Genomic DNA, 23951 nt, shown 5'->3' on the forward strand with positions numbered 1-23951 from the left:
AGAGCTGGGGGCGAGAGATGGAAGACGACGACACGGCCGGTACGGCGCCGCTGTCGGAGCTGTCACGAGCGGTCGCGGTCGACATTCTCGTGCACGGACCACGGTCCCGCCTGCAGCTCGCCAAGAGCATGGGCCTGTCGGCGGCGACGCTGACCCGGCTGGTCAAGCCGCTGCTCGAAGCGGGCGTGCTGGCCGAGACCGAACCGGTCCGGACGCCGGGCCGGGGCCGTGCCTCGATGCCGCTGGACGTGGTCGCCGAGCAGCACCGGTTCATCGGGGTCAAGCTGACCACCGAGTCGATCTACGCGGTCGTGACCGACCTGCGCGCACGCATCCTGGACACCTGCGTGCAACCGATCCGCTCGCTGGACGTACCGGACGTGATCGCCGAGGTGGCCGAGATCGTCGCCGACTTCCGGTCCCGCGGCGGGCCGTCGATCGACGCGGTCGGCGTCACGGTCGGCGGTCTCGTCGACGCCGGCGAGATCGTTGCCGACTCACCCTTCATGCACTGGCGCGAGGTACCGCTGCGCGCCTTGCTGGCCGAGCGTCTGGGCCTGCCGGTCCAGCTGGACAACGACGTGGTGGGGCTCACGCAGGCACAGCACTGGTTCGGTGTCGGCCGGGGACACTCGGACTTCGCGCTGCTGACGGTCGGGGCCGGTATCGGTTACGGGCTGGTGCTGAACAACGCGATGATCCGGACCGAGGTGACGCCGGTCAGCCACTTCCCGATCGACCCGTACGGGCCGTTGTGCCCGCTCGGCCACCGCGGCTGCATGACCGGGTACCTCACCTCCGGCGCGATCACCTCCGCCGTCTCCGGCGGTCTCGGCCGGCCGGTCGGTTACGACGAGGTCCTCGATCTGGCCGTCGCCGGCGATCCCGTGGCCCGCCGGATCGTCGACGAGGCGGCCCGCGCCCTCGGCCAGGCCGCCGCCGGCGTCAGCGCGCTGACCGGCGTCCAGCGCATCATCCTGTCCGGTGAGGGCGTCCATCTGGCCGAGGTCGCCCGCGCTGCGCTCGACGAGGGCCTGCGCCGGTACGCCGGCGTCCGCGGGCCGAACACCGAAGTGGTGATCCGGTCGATGGGCTTCCTGGAATGGGCGCGCGGCGCCGCCACGATCGCGATCCAGCGGGACTTCGCCGGCGGGGTCGGGTCGGCCACCGCCGGTCTGATCGGCCCCTCTTGACACCTTTTCTTTTCATCGCGAAACTAGATCAGCATTCTGATGGGCCGCTCAGGCCCCCGTGGTGGCAGGGCAGCACCCGCTTGCGGTCCGGGCACGGACGCACATCGAGACGAGGAATGGCCATGAAACTCCGTTCAACACTGCAGGCCGCGCTCGCCGCCGCCACGTCGGTCCTCGTCGTGGCCGGCTGCACCGGCACCGGTGGTGCGGCGAGCCCCGGCACCGCCGGGGAGAGCAAGACCCTGCGGTACCTGGTCGAGCAGCCCGAGGACGCCGAGGCGCTGAAGAAGCTCGAAACCCGGCTCGCGGACTTCGAGAAGTCCTCCGGCATCGACGTGAAGCTCGAGGCGATGCCCTACGACAACATGCGCACCGTGCTGCAGACCCAGCTGCGCTCCGGCGACGGACCGGACGTGTTCAACTGGGGCTCGGGCCCGGGCTTCGGCGGGGCACTGGCCAAGGCCGGTCTGCTGTACGACCTCACCGGCGCCTACGAGCAGCACGGCTGGAAGGTCTACCCCTTCGCGAAGGACCGCGTGACCGTGGACGGCAAGACCTACGGCATTCCCGGTGAGATGGAGACCGTCGGCCTGTTCTACAACAAGGACCTGTTCGCCAAGAACGGCATCCAGGCGCCCCGCACGCTGCCGGAGCTGACCGCCGCGGCCGCGGCGCTGAAGGCCAAGAAGATCGTCCCGATCGCCGCGAGCGACAAGGAGGGCTGGCAGGGCGGCCACCTGCTGAGCATGGCGCTGTCGAGCGCGGTCGGCTCCGAGGGCATGGACGCGCTGCTCAAGGGCGAGAAGTCCTGGAACTCGCCGGAGGTCGTCTCGGCTCTGAAGCTGTGGGAGGACTACGGCAAGGCGGGTTACCTGCCGGACTTCCCCACCTCGCTGAGCTACGACAACGCCACGGCCCTGTTCTACTCCGGCAAGGCGGCGATGCTGCCCAACGGCAGCTGGCTGATCCGGGAGCTGGACGCCAACGCGAAGTTCCAGGTCGGCTACATCCCGTTCCCCGCCCAGAACGGACCGGGCATCTTCACCGCGGGCCTGGGCTCCGGGCCGTACGTGTCGGTCGGCACCAAGAACCAGGACGCCGCGCTGAAGCTGGTCGACTTCCTCGCGTCCCCGGAGCACGCGCGCTGGCTGGTGCAGAACCTCGGCGTGATCCCGCCGCAGCCGGTGGACGTCAGCGGCCTCAAGCTCTCGCCGCTGATGACCCAGACCCTGCAGGACACCTCGAAGCTCGCCAGCGACAAGAGCGATCTCGGCTACAACATCGACGTGCTGACCACCGACGTGTTCAACAAGGCGATGTGGGACGGCGTCCAGGGGCTGCTGTCGGGTCAGCGCAGTGCCGAGCAGGTCGCCGAGAGCCTCGACGCCGCGTTCAAGAAGTGACGGCGGGTTCCCGATGAATCGCACCGTCGTCGAGACGTCGCCGGCCCCCACGGCGGCCCCGTCGTCGAGCACACCCGTCAAGCCGCCCCGGCGGTCCGGCCGGCCCCGGTCCGGGACGCCGAGCGTGACCCGCAAGGCGCAGACCCGGCTGGGACTGATCCTGGTCGCGCCGCTGATGGCCATGGTGGTGGTGTTCCTGATCTTCCCGCTGGGCAACGCGCTGTACTACGCGTTCGTCGACTTCAACGGGATCAACCCCCGGCCGCCGTTCGTCGGCCTGGACAACTTCGTCGAGCTGTTCAAGGACCCCAGTGTCTGGGCGGCCCTGAAGAACAACGTGATCTGGATCGTGCTCGGCACGGTCTCGCCGCTGGTCATCGGCCTCGGACTGGCCCTGCTGGTCTGGGGCGTCCGGCGCGGCAGCATCTTCTACCGGGTGGCGTTCTTCTTCCCCTACATCCTTCCGCAGGTGGCGGTCGGCGTGGTCTGGGGCTGGATCTACGACCCCACCCGCGGCTGGCTCAACCGTGGTCTCGAGCTGGTCGGTCTGGGCTCGCTCGGCACCGGCTGGCTGGGCAACCCCGACACCGCCCTGTACGCCGTATTGGGCACCGCCGTGTGGGCCACCTCGGGCTTCGTCTTCGTGATCCTGCTGTCCGCGCTGCGCAACGTCGACACCGAACTCGTGGACGCGTCGCTGCTGGACGGTGCCGGACCGCTGAGCCGGCTCTGGTACGTCGTCCTGCCGCAGATCATGCCGGTGTTCCTGATGGTCACCACGATCACGCTGGTCGGCGGCTTCAGCGTCTTCGACATCGTCTTCATCATGACCGGCGGCGGTCCAGCCGGTGCCACCGAAGTCCTCGGCACCTACGCCTACGGCAACGCCTTCCAGCTCAACCGGATCAGCTACGGCACGGCACTGGCCCTGGTCATCACAGTGCTGGCCATCCCGTTCGCCGTCTGGCTCAACCGGCTGCAGCGCCGGCTCTCACTGCAAGGAATGGGCGCATGAGCACGAGCAGTACCACTCTCCGGCCGCGGCAGGCACTGCGCGGCGGCAGGCACCTCGTGCTGGCGATGCTGTCGGTGCTGATGCTCTTCCCGCTGATCCTGGTCATCTCGACGGCGCTGAAGACCGGCGAGGACGTCCGGACCAATCCGTTCGGTCTGTTCTCCTCGGTCTCGGCGGACAACCTGGTGACGGCCTGGACGGTGGGCTCCTTCGGGGACTACGTGCTGAACAGCTTCCTGCTCTCGGTGCCGAGCACGATCCTCGTGGTCGTGCTGTCCACGCTCGGCGGGTACGCGTTCGCCCGGTTGCCGTTCCCCGGCCGCTCGATCGCCTTCTACCTGGTCGTTCTGGGCCTGCTCGTGCCGTTCTTCACCTACATGATTCCGCTGTACTTCCAGCTGCGCGGCATGGGACTGCTGAACACGCTGGTCGGGGCCAACCTGGTGCTCGCCAGTACCGGCCTGTCGTTCGGCACGTTCTTCATCCGGGCCTTCTTCACCGACCTGCCGACAGAGATCGAGGAGGCGGCCCGGATCGACGGTGCGTCGGAGTGGCAGATCTTCCGCAGCGTGATGCTGCCGCTGGTCAGCTCGGGCGCGGGTGCGCTCGCGGTGTTCACGTTCCTGCAGAACTGGAACAACTTCCTCGTGCCGCTGCTGTACCTGCCGGGTGGCCAGTACCGGCCGCTGACGACCGGCCTCTACCTGTTCCTCGGCGGACGCTCGGTGGACATCGGTCCGCTGGCGGCCGGCACCCTGATCACGATCCTCCCGGTGATGGTGCTGTTCGTGGCCCTGCAGCGACAGGTCACCCAGGGCTTCCTCTCCGGAGCCGTCAAGGGCTGACCCACAGCCCCTCCCCTGTCCGATCCCGACCACGAGGAACCCCCGTGCACGACGTACTGGACCCCCGCGACATCGTTCCCGACGAAGCCGAGCAGCTGGTGCACACCGGCTATCCGGCGGAGTCCTTGGCGGCCAAGGCGCAGCAGGCAGCCCGCGAGGACGACCTTTCCGGACTCGCGCTGATCGAGAGTGAGCTCGGTCAGCTCGAGCGCTCGCCCGGCTGGGCCTTCGACGAGCCGGACGACGCCGACACCTTGCTGGCGCTTGCGGCGGCAGCGCCACGGGCCGCCGTCGACGAGGCCGCGCTGCCGGACCGGATCCGGGGCGCCTGGCTCGGCCGCACGGTCGGCAACACGCTGGGCAAGCCGGTCGAAGGACTGAGCCGCGGTGAGCTGGAGATCTATCTGCGCGCCGCGGGCCACTGGCCCCAGACCGGCTACCTGCCGTTGCTCGATCCGCTGCCGGAGGGTGTCTCCCAGCTGCATCCCTCCGCCACGACGGCGTCGGCCGGGTTGTTCGACGACGTACCGCGGGACGACGACATCGACTGGACGATCCTCGCGCTGTACGTGCTCGAGCGGTACGGCCGTGGGGTCAGCACCGAGCAGATCGCGGCCGAGTGGCTCGACCGGGTGCCGTTCACCCAGACCTATACCGCGGAGCGCGCCGCGTACCGCAATCTGATCCACGGCCTGACGGCACCGCGGACGGCGACCCACCGCAATCCGTACCGCGAGTGGATCGGCGCCCTGATCCGCGGCGACGCGTTCGGTTATGTGAGCCCGGGCGATCCCGGCGAGGCGGCGCGGCTGGCGCTGACCGACGCCCGGCTGACCCACACCGCCAACGGCGTGTACGGCGAGCTGTGGGCAGCGGGTCTCGTCGCCGCCGCGCTGGCGGCGGACTCCGCGGCCGATGCGTTGGCCCGCGCGAGCGTTCTCGTCCCGAAGTCGTCCCGGTTGGCGGCTGCGCTGCGCGGCGTTCAGGAGCTGTTCGACCGTGGCGCCACCCACACCGACGCGCTCGACTGGGTGGACGCCGAGTGGGGACACCTGCCGTGGGTGCACACCGTCAACAACGCCGCCCTGATCGCGATCGGCCTGACCTGGGGCAGCACCTTCATGGACGCCGTCGGCATCACCATCTCCGGCGGCCGGGACACCGACTCCAACGCGGCCACGGTCGGCAGCGTGTACGGCGCGCTGCACGGCGCGGCCGGCGTACCGGCCGAGCTGGTCGGCACCACCCACGACCAGGTGCGCAGCGCGGTGCGCGACTTCGACCGGATCACGATCGACGAGCTCGCGGACCGTACCGTGCGACTGGCACGGGACTTCCTCGCCACCGGCTCGTGATCCCGCGGATCTTCCCCCGCCCGGCGACGCTGGTCGGGCACCGCGGGCTGGGCAAGGGACTGGTCCAAGGCCATCGCGAGAACACGGCCGGCTCGTTCCTGGCCGCCGTCGACGCGGGCCTTCAGTGGCTCGAGGTGGACGTTCGCCGCACCCGCGACGACGAGCTCTTCGTGGTGCACGACGCGGCGCTGGCCGACGGCACGTTCCTCGCCGAGTTGACCGGCGAGCAGGCCCGTCAGTACGGCGCTCTGCCGGTCCAGGATCTGCTGGACCGGCTACCCCCGGAGGTCGGGGTGGTGTTCGACGTGAAGTCGTCGCTCGAGGACGCCGGCCGTGCAGCTGACGCGACCACCGCCGCGCTGCTCGGAACCCTCGCGACCGAGTCCGCGCGACGGCGCCCGACGTTGGCGCAGTCCTTCGACCCGGCGGCATTGCGCCAGCTGCGACAGGCCGCGCCGCAGGTTCCGCTTGGCCTGCTCACCTGGCTGCACTTCCCGATCGGGCAGGCCGTCGCCGCGGCGGCACACCTCGACATCCAGGTCCTGGCCGTCCATGCGGGGTCCCTGTGGCCGACGACCGCCGCCGAGCCGCAGGACGTGCCCTCGCTGGAACGCATCGTCGCCCTCGTGCACGGAGCCGAGCGCGAGCTGCTGGTGTGGTGCCCGACGGCCGAGCAGGCCGGGCACCTGGTCGCGGCGGGGGTCGACGCGATCGTCATCGACGACGTTCCGAGTCAGGTCCGCCGGCTCGCCGCGGGATGCCCGGTATGACCGGCCTGTCCCCGGCCCCGGCCGTCGTGGTGGTCGGCAGCGCGAACGTCGACCTGCGGTTGACCGTCGAGGCGATGCCACGTCCCGGCGAGACAGTCCTTGCCTCCGACATCGATCGCGGCCCGGGCGGCAAGGGCGCCAACCAGGCCGCGGCAGCGGCTCGCGCCGGAGTCCCGACCGCGCTGGTGGCCGTCGTGGGCGACGACGACGGTGGGACCCTGCTCCGGTCCGCCCTGACCGACGCCGGCGTGGACCTCCGCCTGCTACGAACGTCGTCCACCCCGACGGGCACCGCGATCATCACCGTCGATCGCAGCGGGGAGAACGCGATCACGGTCGCCGCCTCCGCCAACGACGAACTGACGATCGACTCCGATGCCGAGCAGGCCGTCAGAACGGCGGCCGTGCTGCTGGTACAGCTCGAGATCCCGCTCCCCTCGGTCCGGGCAGCGGCCGCCGCGGGGCAGTACGTGATCCTCAACGCAGCCCCGGCGACGACCCTGGACGACAGCCTGCTGGCCCACGTCGATCTGCTCGTCGTCAACGAACACGAGGCCGCCGTCGTGGCCGGAAGGACGGACTCGGCCGGCCTTGCTCTCCTGGAGCGAGTCCCCGCGGTGGTTGTCACGCTCGGCGCCGCCGGCGCCGTACTGCTCCGCCGCGACGCCGAGCCTGTTCGCGTCAGTGGAGTCGAGGCGAACGTCGTCGACACCACGGCAGCAGGCGACACGTTCTGCGGCGTACTGGCCGCCGCCCTTGCCACGGGCAGTCCCTTGCCCACCGCCGTCGCCCGGGCGAACGCGGCCGCCTCGCTCGCCGTGGAGAAGCACGGTGCGATCCCGTCCATCCCCGACGACGCCGCGATCACGGCCCGGTTGGCCGGCACGTCCTAGAAGTTCACCAGTCGTGGACCGTGCCGTCCTTCAACCGGTTGAACGGCAGGTACGCCGGCTGGTACGGGAATCTGGCCGCCGCCTCCTCGTCCAGCTCCACGCCGAGGCCGGGCTGGTCGCCGGGGTGGAGGTAGCCGTCCTGGAAGGTGAACGTCTGCCGGAACACCTCATTGGTCAGCGGGCCGTGCGGCATGTACTCCTGGATGCCGAAGTTGTGGATGGCGAGGTCGAGGTGCAGCGCGGCGGCCATGCCGATCGGTGAGATGTCGGTCGGGCCGTGGATGCCGGACTTGATCTGGTACTGCGCGGCGTAGTCGAGCAGCTTGCGCATCGCCGTGATGCCGCCGGTGTGGGTCACGGCGGACCGGACGTAGTCGATCAGCTGTTCGCGGATCAGCGCCTGGTAGTCCCACACGGTGTTGAAGACCTCGCCGATCGCCAGCGGCGTGACCGTGTGGTTGCGGACCAGTCGCAGCGCTTCCTGGTTCTCGGCCGGTGTGCAGTCCTCGAGCCAGAACAGGTCGTACGGTTCGAGGCTCTTGCCCAGCCGCGCCGCCTGGATCGGGGTCAGCCGGTGATGGACGTCGTGCAGCAGCGGCAGCTCCGGACCGAATTCGTTGCGGACCGCCTCGAAGACCGTCGGGATGTGCCGCAGGTACGCGCGGCTGTCCCAGTCCTCTTCGGCCGGGAGCGGAGCGCGCTGCGCCGGTTCGTAGTGTTCGCTCGCGGCGGCCGGGGCGATCACGCCGTACACGGCGTCGATGCCCGGGACCGACGTCTGCACCCGGATGGAGCGGAAACCCTCGTCGAGATGCCGCCGAATCGAGTCGAACAACTCCTCCTGGTCGCGCCCGGACGCGTGGCCGTACGCCATGATCCCGGTCCGCGAGGCACCGCCGAGCAGCTGGTAGAGCGGCAGCCCGGCGGCCTTGGCCTTGAGGTCCCACAGCGCCACGTCGACCGCGGCGATCGCCGTCATCGTCACCGGCCCCCGCCGCCAGTACGCCGACCGGTACAGGAACTGCCAGGTGTCCTCGATCCGGTGCGCGTCCCGGCCGATCAGCAGCGGTACGACGTGATCGGTCAGGTACGACGCGACCGACAGCTCGCGGCCGTTCAGCGTGGCGTCACCCCAGCCGGTCAGGCCGTTGTCGGTGGTCAGTTTCAGCGTGACGAAGTTCCGGTCCGGGCTCGTCACGATCACTTCGGCGGCGACGATGTTCACGGGGCTGGGTCCTCCTTGGCCTGGGGGCAGTGGACTTGCGGACGACGAGTTCGGTCGGGAGTTCGCGGATCGGCTTGTTCGGCGGTGCCTCGGCGGCGAGCAGCTGCACGAGCAGCTCCACCGCCGCCCGGCCCGCGACGTCCTTGGGCAGGTCGAGGGTGGTCAGCGCGGGATCGACCATCGACGACATCGCGATGTTGTCGATGCCGACGACGCTGATCTGCGCCGGTACGGCGACGCCGCGCTCGCGCAGCCCGCCGATCACGCCGAGCGCGACCAGGTCGTTGTAGCCGATCACCGCCGTCACGCCGGAGATCAGCACCCCCTCGGCGGCCGCGGTGCCGCCGTCGAAGGTCGGATCGAAGTTGCCGAGGGCCACGAGTTCGAGGCCGGCGCCGCGGCACTCGGCCTGAAGCGCCTTGAGCCGTCCGCGGTTGCTCCAGCTGCTGCGCGGGCCGGCGACGTACCCGATCCGCCGGTGGCCCAGATCGGCCAGGTGCCGGACGATCTGGCGCATGCCGCCGGCGTTGTCGACGGCCACGGCCGGGATCGAGCCCTCGCGCCGGTTCACGAGCACGACCGGGACCAGACTGGCCGCCTGGCGGAGCTCGGCGGGCTTCATTCGCGGTGAGCAGAGCACGATGCCGTCCACCTGCTTGGCCAGGTTGCGGACCAGGCCGAGTTCGGCCGTCGCGTCCTCGTCGGTGTCGACGACGAACACCTGGTAGTCGGCCCGGTGCGCGGCCTGCTGGATGCCCTTGACCACCGACGGGAAGAACGGGTTGGCCAGGTCGGGCAGGATCAGGCCGAAGTTGCCGGTCCGCCCGGTGATCAGTCCGCGCGCCGCGCGGTTGGGCCGATAGCCGAGATGCTCGGCGACCTTCGTCACCCGCTCCAGCGTCGCCGCCTCCACGACGTCCGGCATCGACAACGCCCGGGAGACGGTCGACGCAGACACGCCCGCGGCCTTCGCGACGTCGCGAATGGTGACGACCATCGCACGCCTCCTCGGTCCGGCCGGGTGAGTCGGCACCGAGTCTGAAACCGTTTGCAGGCCATGTCAACAGCTCGCTCCACCGCCTGCAATCCTTTTCAGATCTCAGCCGGCCCAGCGGCCGGTCAGGAAGGTCAGGGCGACGACGGTGGACAGCGGGACCGCGAGGCACAGATACGCGGTCCTGAACCTCGGCCTGCCCTGAGCCCACAGCGCCAGACCGATCCACAACGGCCACCACAGCAGCGTCGCGCGGGGAATCGACATGTACCAGTACGACGTTCCCAGGGCCAGCAGGCTCACCCCGACGTACGCGGCTTCGCCCCAGTGACGCCGGCGCAGCAGCAAGCCGAGCAGGACCAGACCGATGACCATGGCAACGAGTTCTGCCTGGAACATGATCCCGTAACCCGTGGTCTGCAGGTGGCCGAAGGCGGACTCCCACGTCGTGGCCCAGGAGTCCCACGGGACGGTGAAGGTCCGGTACCAGCCACGCTCCTGGGCGTGCTTCCACGCCATCCAATCGCCGGTCTGCGCGTGGAGGTAGCAGAAGTACCCGATCACCGGCAGCGCCGGCACGGCCAGCCACGGTACGGCGCGCCATCGCCGGTGGGCTCGGACGGTGACGACGAAGTGCACGGCGACCGCGACGGCCAGGAACAGTCCGGTGATGCGCACCGACGTCGCGAACGCCGCGAGGATCGCCGCGAGTGCCCAGCTGTGCCGCCGCGCGGCCAGCCAGGCCGGAAGCGCGAACGCGAGGAACAGCGCCTCCGAGTAGCCCACGGCCAGGAAGATCGCGCAGGGCGACAAGAGGAAGAACAGCACCGCGTCCTGGTCGACGCTCGTCCCTGGCCGATACGCCCGGCCGATCCGTGCCAACGCAACGACGGCAACCCCGCCACTGACGAAGGAGATCAACAGCCCGGACAGCGTCCAGTGCGGTACCACGGTGTGCACGGCTCGCAGCACCAGCGGAAATCCCGGGAAGAACGCCTCCCGGTTGTCCCACTTGTCCGTCCACGGGCCGGAGCTGCCGGGGAAATAGCCGACCCGGGCGATGGCGACGAAGTGGTACCAGTCCCACCGCTGGAACGCCGTACCGAACTTGGCGGGCTCGCGGGTCTCGGGGTTGCCGGGGAACAACCACAGCGCGCAGTACGCCGTCATGCCCACGGCGAGCCGGGTCAGCAAGTAGAGGTACAGCACCCTCCAGTCGGCCGGCGACAACCAATCGCGCCACACGGCTGGTGCGAAGACCCGGCGCAGGCCCGTGGTGTCGGCGGAGCGCAACGGCTCCGTCCTGGTGGTGTGCACTGTCGCATCCTTCGCGGCGCCCGGGAGGGGATCTGGGGTCGACGATCCGGTCGCACCGTCGAACGATTCACCCTGTACTTGCCCGCCGCCCCCAAATCCCTTCTCGCCGTCCTGGCCGGGGCCCGTGGTTGCAGACGTTTGTCGGTGCCGACCGGTAGCGTCCTCGGTGTGGACGTTGGGGAACGCATCGAGGAACTCGCCGACCGGATCGTGCAGCTGCGCGACGCCTACTACCGAGGTGCGCCGGCCGTGGCGGACGCGGAGTACGACGCGATCGAGGACGAGCTGCGCGCGCTGATCGCGGCGAATCCGGAGCTGACACCGGATCCGAATCCGCTGGACCAGGTCGGTGCGCCCGCCGTGCTGCACGCACCGATCCGGCACTCGCGGCCGATGCTGTCGCTGGAGAAGGCGACACGTCCGGAGCAGGTCGAGGCGTTCTTCAACCGCTTCCCCGGCCGGTCCGTGGTGGTCATGCCGAAGCTCGACGGGCTGTCGCTGGCGCTGGTCTACGAGGACGGCCGCCTGGTCCGCGCGATCACCCGCGGTGACGGCACGACCGGTGACGACGTGACTCCGCTGGTCCGCGCGCTGGCCGACGGCGTACCGCCGACTGTCGACGCTCCGGGCCGGGTCGAGGTGCGCGGGGAAGCGGTCATGCTGCGCTCCACCTTCGCGGCCTACAACGCCGCCCACCCGGACAAGCCGCTGATCAACCCGCGCAACGCCGCCGCCGGGACGCTGCGGGCGAAGGATCCGGCCACGGTCGCCGAGCGCCGCCTGCAGTTCCTCGCCTTCGACCTGCACACCGACCCCGACAGCACCGACTCAGACCTCGACCGGGCGCTGCGCACCCTCGGGTTCGCCGTCGCCGACATGCGGCACTGCGACGACGCGGCGGCGGCGCAGGCGGTGATCACCACGATCGAGCAGCAGCGCAACGAGCTGGACTACGACCTCGACGGCGCCGTCCTGCGACTGGCCGACCGGGACGCTTTCGCCGCGGCCGGGACCAGGTCGAGCTCGCCGCGGGGCGCCCTGGCGTTCAAGTTCGCCGCCGAGGAGAAGACCACCGTGCTGGCCGACGTGGTCTGGGACGTCGGCAAAACCGGCAAGATCGCCCCGGTCGCCTGGCTCGAACCGGTGTTCGTCGGCGGTACGACGGTCACTCGCGCGACGCTGGCCAACCAGGAGGTGATCCGGGCGCGCGGCATCAAGATCGGCGACACGGTTCTGGTCCGCCGGGCCGGCGACGTGATCCCGTTCGTCGCGGGCGTGCTCGACGCCTCGAAGCGCACCGGCGCCGAGCAGGACATCGTGCCGCCCACTCACTGCCCGTCGTGCGGACAGCCGCTCACCGAGCAGGGCAACAGCCGCGAACTGTTCTGCACCAACGTCTCCTGCCCGGCCCAGACCGTACGACGCCTGATCCACTGGGCCTCCCGGGCCGCGGCCGACATCGACGCGATCGGCGGGGTCTGGATCGAGCGCCTGGCCGAGGCGGGCATCCTGGAGAACCCGTCGGACTTCTACCACCTGACCAAGGAACGGCTGCTCGAGTTCGACCGCATCGGCGAGGTCTCGGCCGCCCGGATGATCGAGTCGATCGACGCCAGCCGCCAGGTCGGCCTGCGCCGCGCGCTGATCGGTCTCGCGATCCCGATGGCCTCCGAAGGCACCGCGGCCCGGCTCTGCCGAGCGGGCTTCGGCTCGCTGGAGGAGGTCGCCGACGCGGGCGAGGATGGTCTGGTCGCCGTGGACGACATCGGCCCGAAGGTCGCCGCCTCCCTGGTCGAGCACCTCAACCGCCTCCGCCCCGAGCTCGAACGCCTGCGCGCAGCCGGTGTGTCACTCGACGTGCTCGACGAAGACCTGCCACCCGTCGTCGCCGCTGGCGCACCGTTGGCCGGCAAAACCGTGGTCGTCACCGGCGCCATCAGCGACCCCCGCTCCGGCGAGAAGGTCCCCCGCCCCGCCTTCCAGCGCCTGTGCGAACGCGCCGGCGCCACCATCGCGTCCTCGGTCTCCGCGGGCACCGACCTGCTGATCACCGGCGCCGACGTCGGCGCCGCGAAACTCACCAAGGCCGAGAAGCTCGACGTCCAGGTCGTCGACCAGTCCGAGATCTGGTCGCAGCTGTTCGCCGCCGGCATCACGCTCTGAAATCCGTCCCCCGGAACTTGTGCAAGCGCGCCTCAGCCCAGGGCGCACGCCGTACAGTGGCCACTAGGCGTGCATGAATTACGCACAAGTTCGGAGACAACACGTCGCGCTCCCCCGGCGCGATGATTGAGGGTGACCGATGGCGCAGCAGCAACTTCCGGCGCCGGTGCGCTGGGCCGACGAGCGGCTCGGCATCGCCAAGCTGGGCAAGAAGAACCTGCGCAAGGTCTTTCCCGACCACTGGTCGTTCATGCTCGGGGAGATCGCGCTCTACAGCTTCATCGTCCTGATCCTGACCGGCGTGTTCCTCACGCTGTGGTTCAGGCCGTCGATGGCCGAGGTCGAGTACCAGGGCTCGTACAGCCTGCTCAAGGGGCTGGCGATGTCCGAGGCCTACGAGTCGACGCTGCGGATCTCGTTCGACATCCGCGGCGGGCTGTTGATGCGCCAGATCCACCACTGGGCCGCGATCCTGTTCGTCGCCTCGATGAGCGTGCACCTGCTGCGGATCTTCTTCACCGGCGCCTTCCGCAAACCGCGCGAGCTGAACTGGGTGATCGGCATCCTGATGCTGTTCCTCGGGATCGTCGAGGGCTTCATCGGCTACGGTCTGCCCGACGACCTGCTGTCCGGCACCGGACTGCGGATCACCGAAGGTCTGGTGCTCGCCTCGCCGGTGGTCGGGACGTGGCTGAGCTTCTTCATCTTCGGTGGCGAGTTCCCCGGGGACGACTTCGTCTCGCGGTTCTACACCGTGCACGTCCTGCTGATCCCGGGCATCCTGCTCGCGCTGATCACCGTGCACCTGATGCTGGTCGTCTACCACAAGCACACCCAGTTCCCCGGTCCCGGCCGGACCGAGAAGAACGTGGTCGGCTACCCCCTGCTGCCCGTGTACGCCGCGAAGGCGGGCGGCTTCTTCTTCGTCGTGTTCGGGGTGCTCGCGCTGATGGGCGCGCTGCTGCAGATCAACCCGGTCTGGCTCTACGGCCCGTACAACCCGGCCGAGGTGACGGCGGGCTCGCAGCCCGACTGGTACATGGCGTGGCTGGACGGCGCCGTCCGCCTGATGCCGGGCATCGAGTCGGAGTTCTGGGGCGTCACGATCAGCTGGAACGTCGTCGTCCCGGCGCTGCTGATGCCGCCGCTGTTCATCGGCTTCGTCGCGCTCTACCCGTTCCTCGAACAGTGGATCACCGGCGACAAACGCGAGCACCACCTGCTCGACCGGCCGCGCAACGTGCCCACCCGGACCGGCATCGGCGCCGGCATCATCACCTTCTACGGCGTCCTGTGGCTCAACAGCGGCAACGACATCGTCGCCACCCAGTTCGACCTTTCGATCAACGCGATCACGTGGGTGTGCCGGGTGCTGATCTTCCTCGGCCCAGTGGTGGCGTTCTGGATCACCCGCCGGATCGCGATCTCACTGCAACGCGCCGATCGCGAGCGCGTGCTGCACGGTCTGGAGACAGGTGTCATCACCCGCTCCCCCGACGGCGAGTACGCCGAGAAGCACAGCCCGATCTCGCCGTACGAGGCCTACACCTTGACCGCGCGCGAGGATCAGAAACCGTTCGAGCTGGGTCCGGCGACCGACGACAACGGGGTCGTCGCACCACACCGCGGCCGGGACCGGATCCGCGCGGCACTGTCCCGGTTCTACTTCGCGCACGACGTACCGAACCCCGCGCCACGCGAACCCGAGCCGCGCAAGCTCGACCCGCGCGAGCACGAGCCACGCGAGCTCGACGTCAGCGGCTCCCGAGGCTCCGGCGGTCCACCCGAAGCGAAGTGAGGCGTCGGCTCAGTCGCGGACGACTTGCAGCGCCTGCCGGGCGATTTCCCACTCCTCGTTGGTCGGAATCACCAGGACGGCGACGTCGCTGCCGTCCGCGGACACGACGCCGGTCTCCCCCGGCTCGGCGTTGCGATCAGGGTCGAGCTCGATGCCGAGGCGTTCAAGACCCTGGAGGGAGGCGGCGCGCACCTCGGCCGAGTGCTGACCGACCCCCGCGGTGAACACGATCGCGTCGACCGTGCCCAGGACGGCGTAGTACGCGCCGACGTACTTCTTGATCCGGTGGCAGTAGACGTCGAAGGCCAGCTGGGCCCGCTCGTTGCCGGAGGCCCGCAACCGCGACAGCTCACGGAAGTCGTTCTCGCCGGCCAGGCCCTTCAGCCCGGACTTCGAGTTGAGCGCCCGATCGATCTCGTCGATCGACCAGCCGAGCTCGCGAGCCAGGTGAGCATGGATCGCCGGGTCGAGGTCACCCGAGCGAGTGCCCATCACCAGGCCTTCGAGCGGCGTCATGCCCATCGACGTTTCGACCGACTGACCACCCCGGACCGCCGACGCCGAGCACCCGTTGCCGAGGTGGAGCACGATCAGGTTCACGTCGGCGAGGTCGCGCCCGAGCCGTCGCGCGGCCTGCTCGGACACGAACGAGTGCGACGTGCCGTGGAACCCGTACCGGCGAATGCCGTGCTCCTCCAGCCACTCCGACGGTACGGCGTACGTGTAGGCGTGCGGCGGCAGCGTCTGGTGGAACGCCGTGTCGAAGACGGCAACCTGCGGCAGGTCCGGGAACAGCCGGCGCGCGACCTCGATGCCCTCCAGATTGGCCGGGTTGTGCAGCGGCGCGAGCGGCACCAGTTCGGTGACCTCGGCGATCAGCGCGTCGTCGACCAGGCTGGGAGCGGCGAACCGGGATCCGCCGTGCACGACCCGGTGGCCGACAGCCGCAAGGTCCACGTCGTCGAGCGACGGGCCGTGGGTCTCGAACGCCTTGAGGGCGGCGCGCAGGGCGTCCTCGTGCGACGCGATCGGGTCGGAGCTCTCGGTTTCGCCGTCCGGGCCGCGGTGCTTCTGGTGACCCTCCGCCTCGCCGATGCGTTCGATCAGCCCGTCGGCGGCCGCCTCGCCCGAACCGGCGTCCATCAGGCTGTACTTCAGCGAGGACGAGCCCGCATTGATCACCAGCACGTGGTCACTCACCAGCTACCGCCTTCGCTTTGCTGTGCCTGCAGCGCGGTGATCGCGACGGTGTTCACGATGTCCCGCACGGTCGCGCCCCGGGACAGGTCGTTCACCGGTTTGCGCAGTCCCTGCAGGACCGGCCCGACCGCCACCGCGTTCGCGGACCGCTGCACCGCCTTGTACGTGTTGTTGCCGGTGTTCAGGTCGGGAAAGATGAACACCGTCGCGCGACCGGCCACCGGCGAGTCCGGCAACTTGGTCCTCGCGACGGCGGCGTCGATCGCCGCGTCGTACTGGATCGGGCCCTCGACCAGCAGCTCGGGCGCGCGGTCGCGGACGATGGCGGTGGCCTTCGACACCTTTTCGACGTCGGTGCCGGTGCCGGACGTGCCGGTCGAGTACGACAGCATCGCGACCCGCGGCTCGATGCCGAAGGCAACCGCCGTCGCGGCCGACGAGATGCCGATGTCGGCGAGCTGCTCGGCGGTCGGGTCCGGGTTGACCGCGCAGTCGCCGTAGACCAGGACCTGGTGCTGCAGGCACATGAAGAACACCGAGGACACCACCGACACCCCCGGCACGGTCTTGACGATCTCCAGCGCCGGCCGGATCGTGTGCGCGGTGGTGTGGATCGAGCCGGACACCATGCCGTCGGCCAGGCCGAGCTGGACCATCATCGTGCCGAAGTACGAAACGTCCTTGACCAGCTCGCGGGCCCGGTCCAGGTCGACGCCGCGGTGCTGCCGTAGCCGGTGCAGCTCGGCAGCGAACTGCTCCGCCAGTGGGTCGTTCTCCGGATCGACGACCTGTGCCGCGGACAGGTCGAGCCCCAGCCCGGCCGTCTTGGCGCTGATCGCGACCGGGTCGCCGAGCAGCGTCAGGTCGGCCACCCCGCGCCGCAGCAGGACGTCGGCCGCGCGGAGGATCCGCTCCTCCTCGCCCTCCGGCAGCACGATGTGCTTGCGGTCGGCAACCGCCGCGTCGATCAGCTGGTGCTCGAACATCAACGGCGTCACCGCGCTGCTGCGCGCCACCGCGAGCTGGTCCAGCAACGCCTGGCTGTCGACGTGCTGCTCGAACAACGCCAGCGCCGTGTCGATCTTGCGCGGCGAGTCCTTGGTCAGCCGCCCGCGGACCGCGGTCAGCGCCGCCGACGCCGCCTGGGTGTCCAGATCCGTCTCCAGGATCGGCAGCGTGACCGCGAGCCCCTCGATCAGCCGCTGCACCTGGGGCGGCAACGTGAACCCGCCGTTGAGCACGATCGTGGAGATCTGCGGGAAGGTGCGCGAGGCGTGCGCCATCAGTACGCCGAGCACGACCTCCGGCCGGTCCGCCGCCGTGATCACCGCGGCGCCGTCGAACAGCCGGTCGAGCACGTTCGGCATCGTCATCCCGGCCACCACCAGCCCGGTGACCTCGCGCGACAGCAGCTCGGGATCACCGCTCAGCATCCGCCCGGCGATCGGTTCGAGCAGGTCCGCCGGAGTCGGCTGGCTCAGCACCGGTTCCTCCGGCAACGCGTACGCCGGTACGCCGACGCCGCCCAGCGCGTCGACGACCCGGTCGAGGTCCTCGGGCCCGACCCGGTTGGCCACCACCGCGGCGAGAGCCCCGTGGTTGGCGGCCAGTTCGGCGATGGACAGATCCGCGATCGCCCGGAGGTCGTCCGTACTCCGCCGGAAACCGTTGAGCACCAGCAGCACCGGCGTACCGAGGTTGGCCGCGATCTTCGCGTTGTAGGAGAACTCCGTCGGCGTACCGACATCGGTGTAGTCGCTGCCGACCACCAGCACGGCGTCGGCCCGCTCGGCCACGGCGTGGTACCGCCGGACGATCACGTCCAGCGCCGCCTCGGGATCGTCGTGCACCTCGTCGTAGGTGACCCCGACACAGTCCTCGTACGCCAGGTCCACCGCGTCGTGCGCGATCAGCAGGTCGAGCACGTAGTCGCGCCCACCGTGCCGATCGGTGTCCGGCCGCACGATCGGGCGAAACACCGCGACCCGGCCCACCCGCCGCGACAACTGCTGCAACACCCCGAGTGCCACCGTCGACTTCCCGGTGGACCCCTCCACGGACGCGACGTACACGCTGCTCCCCATGCCAGAACCCTAGCCTGTCGGCAGGCGTCCTTCGAGCGTGCACGGAGGGGCAGGATCACCAGTACTCGGGGCGCTCCGGTCGTGAAGGAAGGTGCTCATGGCAACGTCGTACGCCGGGACGCTGCCCGGCGTACGACGTGTTCGGCTCAGAGCCGCGGGTCGCGCGGGTCCTCCAGGCGCTCCTCGCGAACCACCGCGTGACTCGTCCGGCTCCGGCTGGACAGGAAGATCGCCAGCACCAAGCCGAGCGCACCCGCGCCCATCAGGATGTAGCCGACCGCCGTCAGGTCGACCCCGCTGATCCGGTCCGAGACCGCGAAGGCCAGGATCCCGCCCAGCGCGAGCAGGAAGATTCCGGCACCGATACCCATCGCACGCCTCCTCGAGTGTGCTCTTGCCCGGGCGCGTTCCGGCGAACGCCGTTACGTCGTCCCTGCTGTCTCGTGCCCGTCCGGTCGCACGGTGAAACGGTACGCACCTGCTCGCACCGGCCTGACCGCCTGGAAAACCGCCGTTGGCACCCGGCGCTCAGCCGGGCCCGGGTCTCCGCGTTGATCTCGACCACCTTGTCGCCGATCGCGTCGATGCCGACGAAGAACATGCCATCGGCCACGAGCCGGGCGCCGATCGCCGATCGCCGACCGCCTAGACGATGCCGCGTTCCACCGCAACCGATCTCGACGTCGTACAGCTTCGGCGGACCAGATCGGGCTCAGCGGGCGCAGTGTCCGTCGCCTTCCAGTCTTTTCCCTTGCTGGTCAGCGGAAGTCGCGGGATTTGGTCTTGGCCGCCAGGGGCAACGGTTCCAGATGTTCGGCGTTCAGGTTGACGACCTGGCCGGTGCGTTGGACCCGGCCGCGGACGATCACCGCGGCGGCGGTGCGGGCGACCTTGGCATGCGCGTTCCAGGCACCGACCGACAGCACGATGTTGGCCATGCCGGTCTCGTCCTCGAGGTTCATGAACGTGACGCCGGAGGCGGTGGCGGGGCGTTGACGATGGGTGATCACCCCGGCGACCCGGACCCGGGCGCCGTCACGGGCTTCGCGGAGCTCGGCGGCAGACAGGATCGCGGCGGCCCGCAGCTCGGCGCGCATCCGCTGCACCGGGTGACTGGTCGGGGTGATGCTGGTCGACCACAGGTCGGCCATGTCGGTCTCGACCTCGCTCATGCCGGGCAGCATCGGCGGAGGTCCGGCCGCGGTGATGCCGGGAAGACGGTCGGGGCGTTCCTCGGCGGCGGCGCCGGCCTGCCACAGCGCTTGCCGGCGGTCGAGACCGAAGCAGTCGAACGCCCCGGCGGTCGCCAGCGCGTCGACCTGCTTCGCCGTGATCCCGGTACGCCGGACAAGATCGGCCATCGACTCGAACCGGCCGTTCGCCTCGCGCTCGGCGACGATCCGCTCGGCGTCCTTCGATCCGACCGAGCGCACGCCGGCCAGACCGAGCCGTACGGCGTACGCGCCGTCGCGCCGGTGCCTGACGGTGTCGGCCGGCGCATCCGGGTCGAACGGCCCGACGACGGGTTGCGGGTCGACCAGGCAGGCCGGATCGCCGGTCGGGCCGGTGATCTCCTGCCCGTCGACGAGCGGCTCCAGCCCCGCCTCGGCGCCGGACAGGTGCAGATCGGGACGGCGTACCTCGACACCGTGCCGGCGGGCGTCGGCGACCAGCGACTGCGGTGAGTAGAACCCCATCGGCTGCGCCCGCAGCAGCGCGGCCAGGAACGCCGCCGGATAATGCAGGCGGAACCAGGTCGAGGTGTAGACCAGCAGCCCGAAGCTGATCGAGTGCGACTCGGCGAACCCGAAGTTCGCGAACGCCTCGATCTTGTCGTAGATCTCGTCGGCCAGCTGCCCGGTGATCCCGTTCGTGGCCATCCCGTCGTACAGCTTGGTCTTCAGCGAGCTGATCTTCTCCACCCCGCGCTTGGAGCCCATCGCCCGGCGCAGCAGGTCGGCCTCGTCGGCGTCGATCTCGCCGACGGCCATCGCCATCTGCATCAACTGCTCCTGGAACAGCGGCACCCCCAGCGTCCGCTCGAGCACCGGCTTCAGCTTCGGATGCAGGTAGCTGATCGGCTCCTCGCCGGTCCGGCGCCGGATGTACGGATGCACCGCGCCACCCTGGATCGGGCCGGGCCGGATCAGCGCGATCTCGCAGACCAGGTCGTAGAACCGGCGTGGCAGCAACCGCGGCAACGTCGCCATCTGCGCGCGCGACTCGACCTGGAACACACCGACCGAGTCGGCCCGGCAGAGCTGGTCGTAGACGCCGGCCTCCTCCTTCGGGATCGTGTGCAGCGACCAGTGCTCGCCGGTGTGCTCGCGGATCAGGTCGATCACGTACTGCAGCGCGGCGAGCATGCCGAGCCCGAGCAGATCGAACTTCACCAGCCCCATCCACGCGCAGTCGTCCTTGTCCCACTGCAGCACGGTCCGGTCCTTCATCCGGGCGTTCTCGATCGGCACGACCTGCCCGACCGGCCGCTCGGTGAGCACCATGCCGCCGGAGTGGATGCCCAGGTGCCGGGGGAACTTCAGCAGCTCGGTCGCCAGGTTCACCACCCGCTGCGGGATCTCGCCCGCCTCGATCTCCGGCGACCAGCCGTCGACGTGCTTGGACCACGCGTCCTGCTGACCGACCGAGTACCCGAGGGCCTTGGCCGCGTCCCGTACGGCGGACTTCGGGCGGTAGCTGATCACGTTCGCGACCTGGGCGGCGTTGCGGCGGCCGTACTTGCCGTAGACGTACTGGATCACCTCCTCGCGCCGGTCGGAGTCGAAGTCCACGTCGATGTCCGGTTCCTCGGTCCGGGTCGAGGCCAGGAACCGGGCGAACGGCAACCCGTACAGGATCGAGTCGACGGCGGTGATCTCCAGCGCGTAGCAGACCGCCGAGTTCGCCGCCGATCCCCTGCCCTGGTAGAGAATTCCCTTCGTTCGGGCGAAGCGGCAGATGTCGTACACGATCAGGAAGTAGCCCGGGAAACCCTTCTGCTCGATCACGTCCAGCTCCCGCGCCAGCCGCCGGTACGCGTCCGGGCGCTGCTCGCGCGTGCCGTAGCGCAGCTTCGCGCCGGCGTAGGTGAGGTGCCGCAGCCACGACATCGGCGTGTGCCCTTCCGGGACGTCGCGCAGCGGCAGCCGCGGCTTGGCCCGGCGCAGGTCGAACCCGAGCTGGTCGGCCAGCCGCACCGAATGCTCCACCGCGCCCGGGTAGCGGCGGAACAGCTGCCGCATCTCCTCCCCCGACCGCAGGAACGCCGTACCGGCCGGGGGCAGCCAGCCGTCCATCGCGTCCAGATCACGCCGGGCCCGGACCGCGGCCAGCGCCGAGGCGAGCCGGTGGTCGCGTGGCTGCGCGTAGTGCACGTTGTTGGTCGCCACCACCGGCAGGCCTCGCGCCGCGGCCAGATCGGCGAGAATCCGGTTGCGCGACGAGTCGGTCGGCAACTGGTGATCGGTCAGCTCGACCACCACCCGATCGGCGCCGAACAGCGCGACCAGCCGGTCCAGCTCGCGCCCCGCGGCCGCCGGACCGTAGGCGTGTCCGCCCGCCTCCAGCGCCCGGCGGACAAGACCTTTGCGGCAGCCGGTCAGCACCACCCACTGGTCGCGGCCCTGCGCGGCCAGCTCCTCCAGGTCGTACACCGGCCGGCCCTTCTCCCCGCCGGCCAGCTGCGCCTCGGTGATCGCCCCCGACAGCCGGTGATACCCCTCCTGGCCCTCGGCCAGCACCAGCAGATGGCTGCCCTCCGGATCGGCCACCCCGTTCTGCGGGCCGGACAGGTCCAGCGACAACTCCGCGCCGAACACCGTCGGCACCCCGAACGCCGTGGCCGCCTCCGCGAACCGCGCCGCGCCGTAGAACCCGTCGTGATCGGTCAGCGCCAGGCCGTGCAGCCCGAGCTCGGCCGCGGTCTCCACCAGCCACTCCGGCTGCGACGCACCGTCGAGGAACGAGAACGTCGAGTGCACGTGCAACTCGGCGTACGGTACGGCGGCGGCGCGGGCCCGCCCGGCGGCGGCCACCTTGTCCTGCCCCGGCACGTACGGCCCGCGGTGCTGCGACCACGCCGGGCTGTCACCGCCGTCACCGGCCGGGGGGCGGCCGCCGTCGCTGCCCGGCCGCGCCCGGTCCGACAGCCGGCGCTCCAGCTCCGACCACTTCACCGGCGGATTGTTGTAGCCCATCGTCGTGTCCTCCCGTGACCCCCAGAGTAGAACATATGTTCGAAGCTGGGGTACGGTGATCCACATGCTTGGACGGTTCACGGTGCGACCGTCGAACGACGGGGACGGCACCTACGGAGTATGGGACGGCGCGGTCAACGGCTGGCGCTCCCAAGGCCTGAGCGCGGAGGCCGCGGAGCACGCCAAGACCGAGCTCGACGTGCAGTTCGACGCGCACGGCCCGCGCTCGGCCGACGCCGTTCGCCGGGTCAATCCGGCCCAGCCGGTCGAGCACGCCGAGTGGGAGCCCGGCGAGCTGGACATCTGGATCCGCGACGGCGACCAGTGGCTCGGCCGCGTCCGCGACCGCGACGGCCGGCTGGCCTGGGTCCCGGCCGTCGATCTGCGCCCGGCGGCCCAGGACACCACCTGAGCCGCGCCGAGCCGCGAAAATCCGTCGACGGCCCACGGACACCGTGCCTTAAGGTGACCGGATGAGTTTGCGGATCGGTGCGGTGATCGTCGACTCCCGGGACCCCGGCCGGCTGGCCAGGTTCTGGGCCGAGGCGCTGGATTGGGTGATCAGCCAGGACGAGGATCCGGAGTGGGTCGTCGAGCCACCCGAGGGCAGCCGCGAGGACTGCGTGGTGCCCGACCTGCTGTTCATCAAGGTGCCGGAGGCCAAGGCCAGCAAGAACCGCTTGCACTTCGACGTTCGGCCCGAGGACCAAGCGGCCGAGGTCGCTCGCCTGGAAGCGCTGGGAGCCACCCGCGTCGAGGTCGGCCAGGGCGACGACCGGGCCTGGATCGTGATGGCCGATCCCGAAGGCAACGAGTTCTGCGTCCAGCCCGCTTACCCGCCGCACATCCGGTCCGAGTGGCTGCGACGGTACGAGGCCTACCAGCCCGCTGCGCGCTGACCTCAGCCGCGCCGGGTCGGCCGGTAGACGAGCTCCTGGGTGTGACCGTCGAGGGTGCGGCTCTCGATCAGCTCGAGGTCGAAGTCGGCGGCGCCCTGGAAGATCGGCTCGGCTCCGGTCCGGCCGGTGATCACCGGGAAGATCGTCAGCTGGACACGATCGACCAGTCCGGCCGCCAGCAGGGCCCGGTTCATCGACAGACTGCCGTTCGAACGCAACGGCACGTCGGACTCGTCCTTCAGCCGGGCGACGACGTCGACCGCGTCGCCGCCGGCGAGAGTCGCGTCCGGCCAGTCGAGCGGACCTTCGAGCGTCGTCGACACGACCGTCGCCGGCAGGCTCCGCATCCGGCCGTTCACCGGGTCGATCGTGGACTCGTCGGCGCCGGAGCCGAGCAGCTCGACCATCTGCCGGAACGTGTTCGCGCCGAACACCATCCGCTGCTGTTCGCCGTACAGGGCGAGGCGGCGGTCGAGGAACTCGGGGCCTTGCTTGCCCCAGTAACCACCCCAGTCACCACCGTCGTACGACGCGAAGCCGTCGAGCGTGGAGAAGATGTCGAACGTGTAGACAGCAGTCATCGGACTCCCCCTTCGGGTAC

20 protein-coding genes are annotated in these 23951 nt (G+C 70.1%); 11 read left to right on the top strand and 9 right to left on the bottom strand.

Annotated elements, in window-relative coordinates; all coding sequences use genetic code 11:
* Positions 1–17: 17 nt before the first annotated feature.
* The 7 genes from BWI15_RS10935 to BWI15_RS10965 all read left to right on the top strand — a co-directional run bounded on the left by BWI15_RS10935 (position 18) and on the right by BWI15_RS10965 (position 7474).
* Positions 18–1193 (top strand): ROK family transcriptional regulator, encoded by a 1176-nt coding sequence (locus BWI15_RS10935; RefSeq protein WP_077014224.1) that lies wholly within the window; start codon positions 18–20, stop codon positions 1191–1193.
* A gap of 122 nt (positions 1194–1315) precedes the next feature.
* Positions 1316–2596, top strand: a complete 1281-nt coding sequence (locus BWI15_RS10940; RefSeq protein ID WP_077014225.1) for an ABC transporter substrate-binding protein — start codon at positions 1316–1318, stop codon at positions 2594–2596.
* A 13-nt stretch (positions 2597–2609) separates the two neighbouring features.
* Entirely contained in the window at positions 2610–3611 is a 1002-nt protein-coding gene (locus tag BWI15_RS10945) for a carbohydrate ABC transporter permease (protein WP_083750674.1), read from the top strand.
* Entirely contained in the window at positions 3608–4456 is an 849-nt protein-coding gene (locus BWI15_RS10950; protein ID WP_083750675.1) for a carbohydrate ABC transporter permease, read from the top strand. The genes BWI15_RS10945 and BWI15_RS10950 overlap by 4 nt, the downstream gene beginning before the upstream one ends.
* Before the next feature lie 44 nt (positions 4457–4500).
* On the top strand, positions 4501–5811 hold the full coding sequence (locus BWI15_RS10955; protein ID WP_083750676.1) for an ADP-ribosylglycohydrolase family protein: 1311 nt from the start codon (positions 4501–4503) through the stop codon (positions 5809–5811).
* Positions 5808–6581, top strand: a complete 774-nt coding sequence (locus tag BWI15_RS10960) for a glycerophosphodiester phosphodiesterase (protein WP_083750677.1) — start codon at positions 5808–5810, stop codon at positions 6579–6581. The genes BWI15_RS10955 and BWI15_RS10960 overlap by 4 nt, the downstream gene beginning before the upstream one ends.
* On the top strand, positions 6578–7474 hold the full coding sequence (locus BWI15_RS10965; RefSeq protein WP_077014226.1) for a ribokinase: 897 nt from the start codon (positions 6578–6580) through the stop codon (positions 7472–7474). The genes BWI15_RS10960 and BWI15_RS10965 overlap by 4 nt, the downstream gene beginning before the upstream one ends.
* Before the next feature lie 4 nt (positions 7475–7478).
* Here the strand turns inward: BWI15_RS10965 and manD are convergent, their stop codons facing one another.
* The 3 genes from manD to BWI15_RS10980 all read right to left on the bottom strand — a co-directional run bounded on the left by manD (position 7479) and on the right by BWI15_RS10980 (position 11010).
* Entirely contained in the window at positions 7479–8699 is a 1221-nt protein-coding gene (gene manD, locus BWI15_RS10970; protein WP_077014227.1) for a D-mannonate dehydratase ManD, read from the bottom strand.
* Positions 8602–9696: a LacI family DNA-binding transcriptional regulator gene (locus BWI15_RS10975; RefSeq protein WP_077014228.1), complete on the bottom strand. Its 1095-nt coding sequence runs from the start codon at positions 9694–9696 to the stop codon at positions 8602–8604. Before BWI15_RS10975 ends, manD begins: the two co-directional genes overlap by 98 nt.
* Before the next feature lie 102 nt (positions 9697–9798).
* A complete protein-coding gene (locus tag BWI15_RS10980; protein WP_202817615.1) occupies positions 9799–11010 on the bottom strand; it encodes a mannosyltransferase family protein in 1212 nt (403 codons plus the stop codon).
* Between the two features lie 168 nt (positions 11011–11178).
* Between BWI15_RS10980 and ligA the strand changes: the two genes are divergently transcribed.
* Both ligA and qcrB read left to right on the top strand, forming a co-directional pair.
* Positions 11179–13173, top strand: a complete 1995-nt coding sequence (ligA, locus tag BWI15_RS10985) for an NAD-dependent DNA ligase LigA (RefSeq protein ID WP_077014827.1) — start codon at positions 11179–11181, stop codon at positions 13171–13173.
* Between the two features lie 139 nt (positions 13174–13312).
* Positions 13313–14971, top strand: coding sequence for a cytochrome bc1 complex cytochrome b subunit (gene qcrB, locus BWI15_RS10990; RefSeq protein WP_083750678.1), 1659 nt, complete (start codon positions 13313–13315; stop codon positions 14969–14971).
* Between the two features lie 9 nt (positions 14972–14980).
* On the opposite strand, the gene BWI15_RS10995 is transcribed toward qcrB, so the two are convergent.
* From BWI15_RS10995 to BWI15_RS11015, 5 genes are all read right to left on the bottom strand, one after another.
* On the bottom strand, positions 14981–16171 hold the full coding sequence (locus BWI15_RS10995) for an acetate/propionate family kinase (protein ID WP_077014229.1): 1191 nt from the start codon (positions 16169–16171) through the stop codon (positions 14981–14983).
* Entirely contained in the window at positions 16168–18255 is a 2088-nt protein-coding gene (pta, locus tag BWI15_RS11000) for a phosphate acetyltransferase (RefSeq protein ID WP_077014230.1), read from the bottom strand. The genes BWI15_RS10995 and pta overlap by 4 nt, the downstream gene beginning before the upstream one ends.
* Before the next feature lie 146 nt (positions 18256–18401).
* Positions 18402–18626 (bottom strand): DUF6458 family protein, encoded by a 225-nt coding sequence (locus BWI15_RS11005; RefSeq protein WP_077014231.1) that lies wholly within the window; start codon positions 18624–18626, stop codon positions 18402–18404.
* Positions 18539–18946: a hypothetical protein gene (locus BWI15_RS39805; protein ID WP_202817648.1), complete on the bottom strand. Its 408-nt coding sequence runs from the start codon at positions 18944–18946 to the stop codon at positions 18539–18541. The genes BWI15_RS11005 and BWI15_RS39805 overlap by 88 nt, the downstream gene beginning before the upstream one ends.
* 67 nt (positions 18947–19013) lie before the next feature.
* Positions 19014–22451 carry an error-prone DNA polymerase gene (locus BWI15_RS11015; RefSeq protein ID WP_077014233.1) on the bottom strand — a complete coding sequence of 1146 codons (3438 nt, stop codon included), beginning with the start codon at positions 22449–22451 and terminating at the stop codon, positions 19014–19016.
* A 64-nt stretch (positions 22452–22515) separates the two neighbouring features.
* Here BWI15_RS11015 and BWI15_RS11020 point away from each other — a divergent pair, with 64 nt between their 5' ends.
* Both BWI15_RS11020 and BWI15_RS11025 read left to right on the top strand, forming a co-directional pair.
* Positions 22516–22863, top strand: a complete 348-nt coding sequence (locus tag BWI15_RS11020) for a hypothetical protein (protein WP_077014234.1) — start codon at positions 22516–22518, stop codon at positions 22861–22863.
* Between the two features lie 61 nt (positions 22864–22924).
* On the top strand, positions 22925–23350 hold the full coding sequence (locus BWI15_RS11025) for a VOC family protein (RefSeq protein ID WP_077014235.1): 426 nt from the start codon (positions 22925–22927) through the stop codon (positions 23348–23350).
* Between the two features lie 2 nt (positions 23351–23352).
* On the opposite strand, the gene BWI15_RS11030 is transcribed toward BWI15_RS11025, so the two are convergent.
* Complete coding sequence (locus BWI15_RS11030) at positions 23353–23931, bottom strand: dihydrofolate reductase family protein (RefSeq protein ID WP_077014236.1); 579 nt, start codon at positions 23929–23931, stop codon at positions 23353–23355.
* Positions 23932–23951 lie beyond the last annotated feature (20 nt).

It is taken from the genome of Kribbella sp. ALI-6-A (genome assembly GCF_001984195.1).
Taxonomy (GTDB): Bacteria; Actinomycetota; Actinomycetes; order Propionibacteriales; family Kribbellaceae; genus Kribbella.

Bases quoted from the DNA above. Each gene is read 5' to 3' on its own strand.
- BWI15_RS10965 (WP_077014226.1), top strand. From the start codon at position 6,578: ATGACCGGCCTGTCCCCGGCCCCGGCCGTCGTGGTGGTCGGCAGCGCG.
- pta (WP_077014230.1), bottom strand. From the start codon at position 18,255: ATGGGGAGCAGCGTGTACGTCGCGTCCGTGGAGGGGTCCACCGGGAAG.
- qcrB (WP_083750678.1), top strand. From the start codon at position 13,313: ATGGCGCAGCAGCAACTTCCGGCGCCGGTGCGCTGGGCCGACGAGCGG.
- BWI15_RS10935 (WP_077014224.1), top strand. From the start codon at position 18: ATGGAAGACGACGACACGGCCGGTACGGCGCCGCTGTCGGAGCTGTCA.
- BWI15_RS10950 (WP_083750675.1), top strand. From the start codon at position 3,608: ATGAGCACGAGCAGTACCACTCTCCGGCCGCGGCAGGCACTGCGCGGC.
- BWI15_RS10945 (WP_083750674.1), top strand. From the start codon at position 2,610: ATGAATCGCACCGTCGTCGAGACGTCGCCGGCCCCCACGGCGGCCCCG.
- BWI15_RS11030 (WP_077014236.1), bottom strand. From the start codon at position 23,931: ATGACTGCTGTCTACACGTTCGACATCTTCTCCACGCTCGACGGCTTC.
- BWI15_RS11025 (WP_077014235.1), top strand. From the start codon at position 22,925: ATGAGTTTGCGGATCGGTGCGGTGATCGTCGACTCCCGGGACCCCGGC.
- BWI15_RS11015 (WP_077014233.1), bottom strand. From the start codon at position 22,451: ATGGGCTACAACAATCCGCCGGTGAAGTGGTCGGAGCTGGAGCGCCGG.
- BWI15_RS10940 (WP_077014225.1), top strand. From the start codon at position 1,316: ATGAAACTCCGTTCAACACTGCAGGCCGCGCTCGCCGCCGCCACGTCG.
- BWI15_RS11020 (WP_077014234.1), top strand. From the start codon at position 22,516: ATGCTTGGACGGTTCACGGTGCGACCGTCGAACGACGGGGACGGCACC.
- BWI15_RS10975 (WP_077014228.1), bottom strand. From the start codon at position 9,696: ATGGTCGTCACCATTCGCGACGTCGCGAAGGCCGCGGGCGTGTCTGCG.
- BWI15_RS11005 (WP_077014231.1), bottom strand. From the start codon at position 18,626: ATGGGTATCGGTGCCGGAATCTTCCTGCTCGCGCTGGGCGGGATCCTG.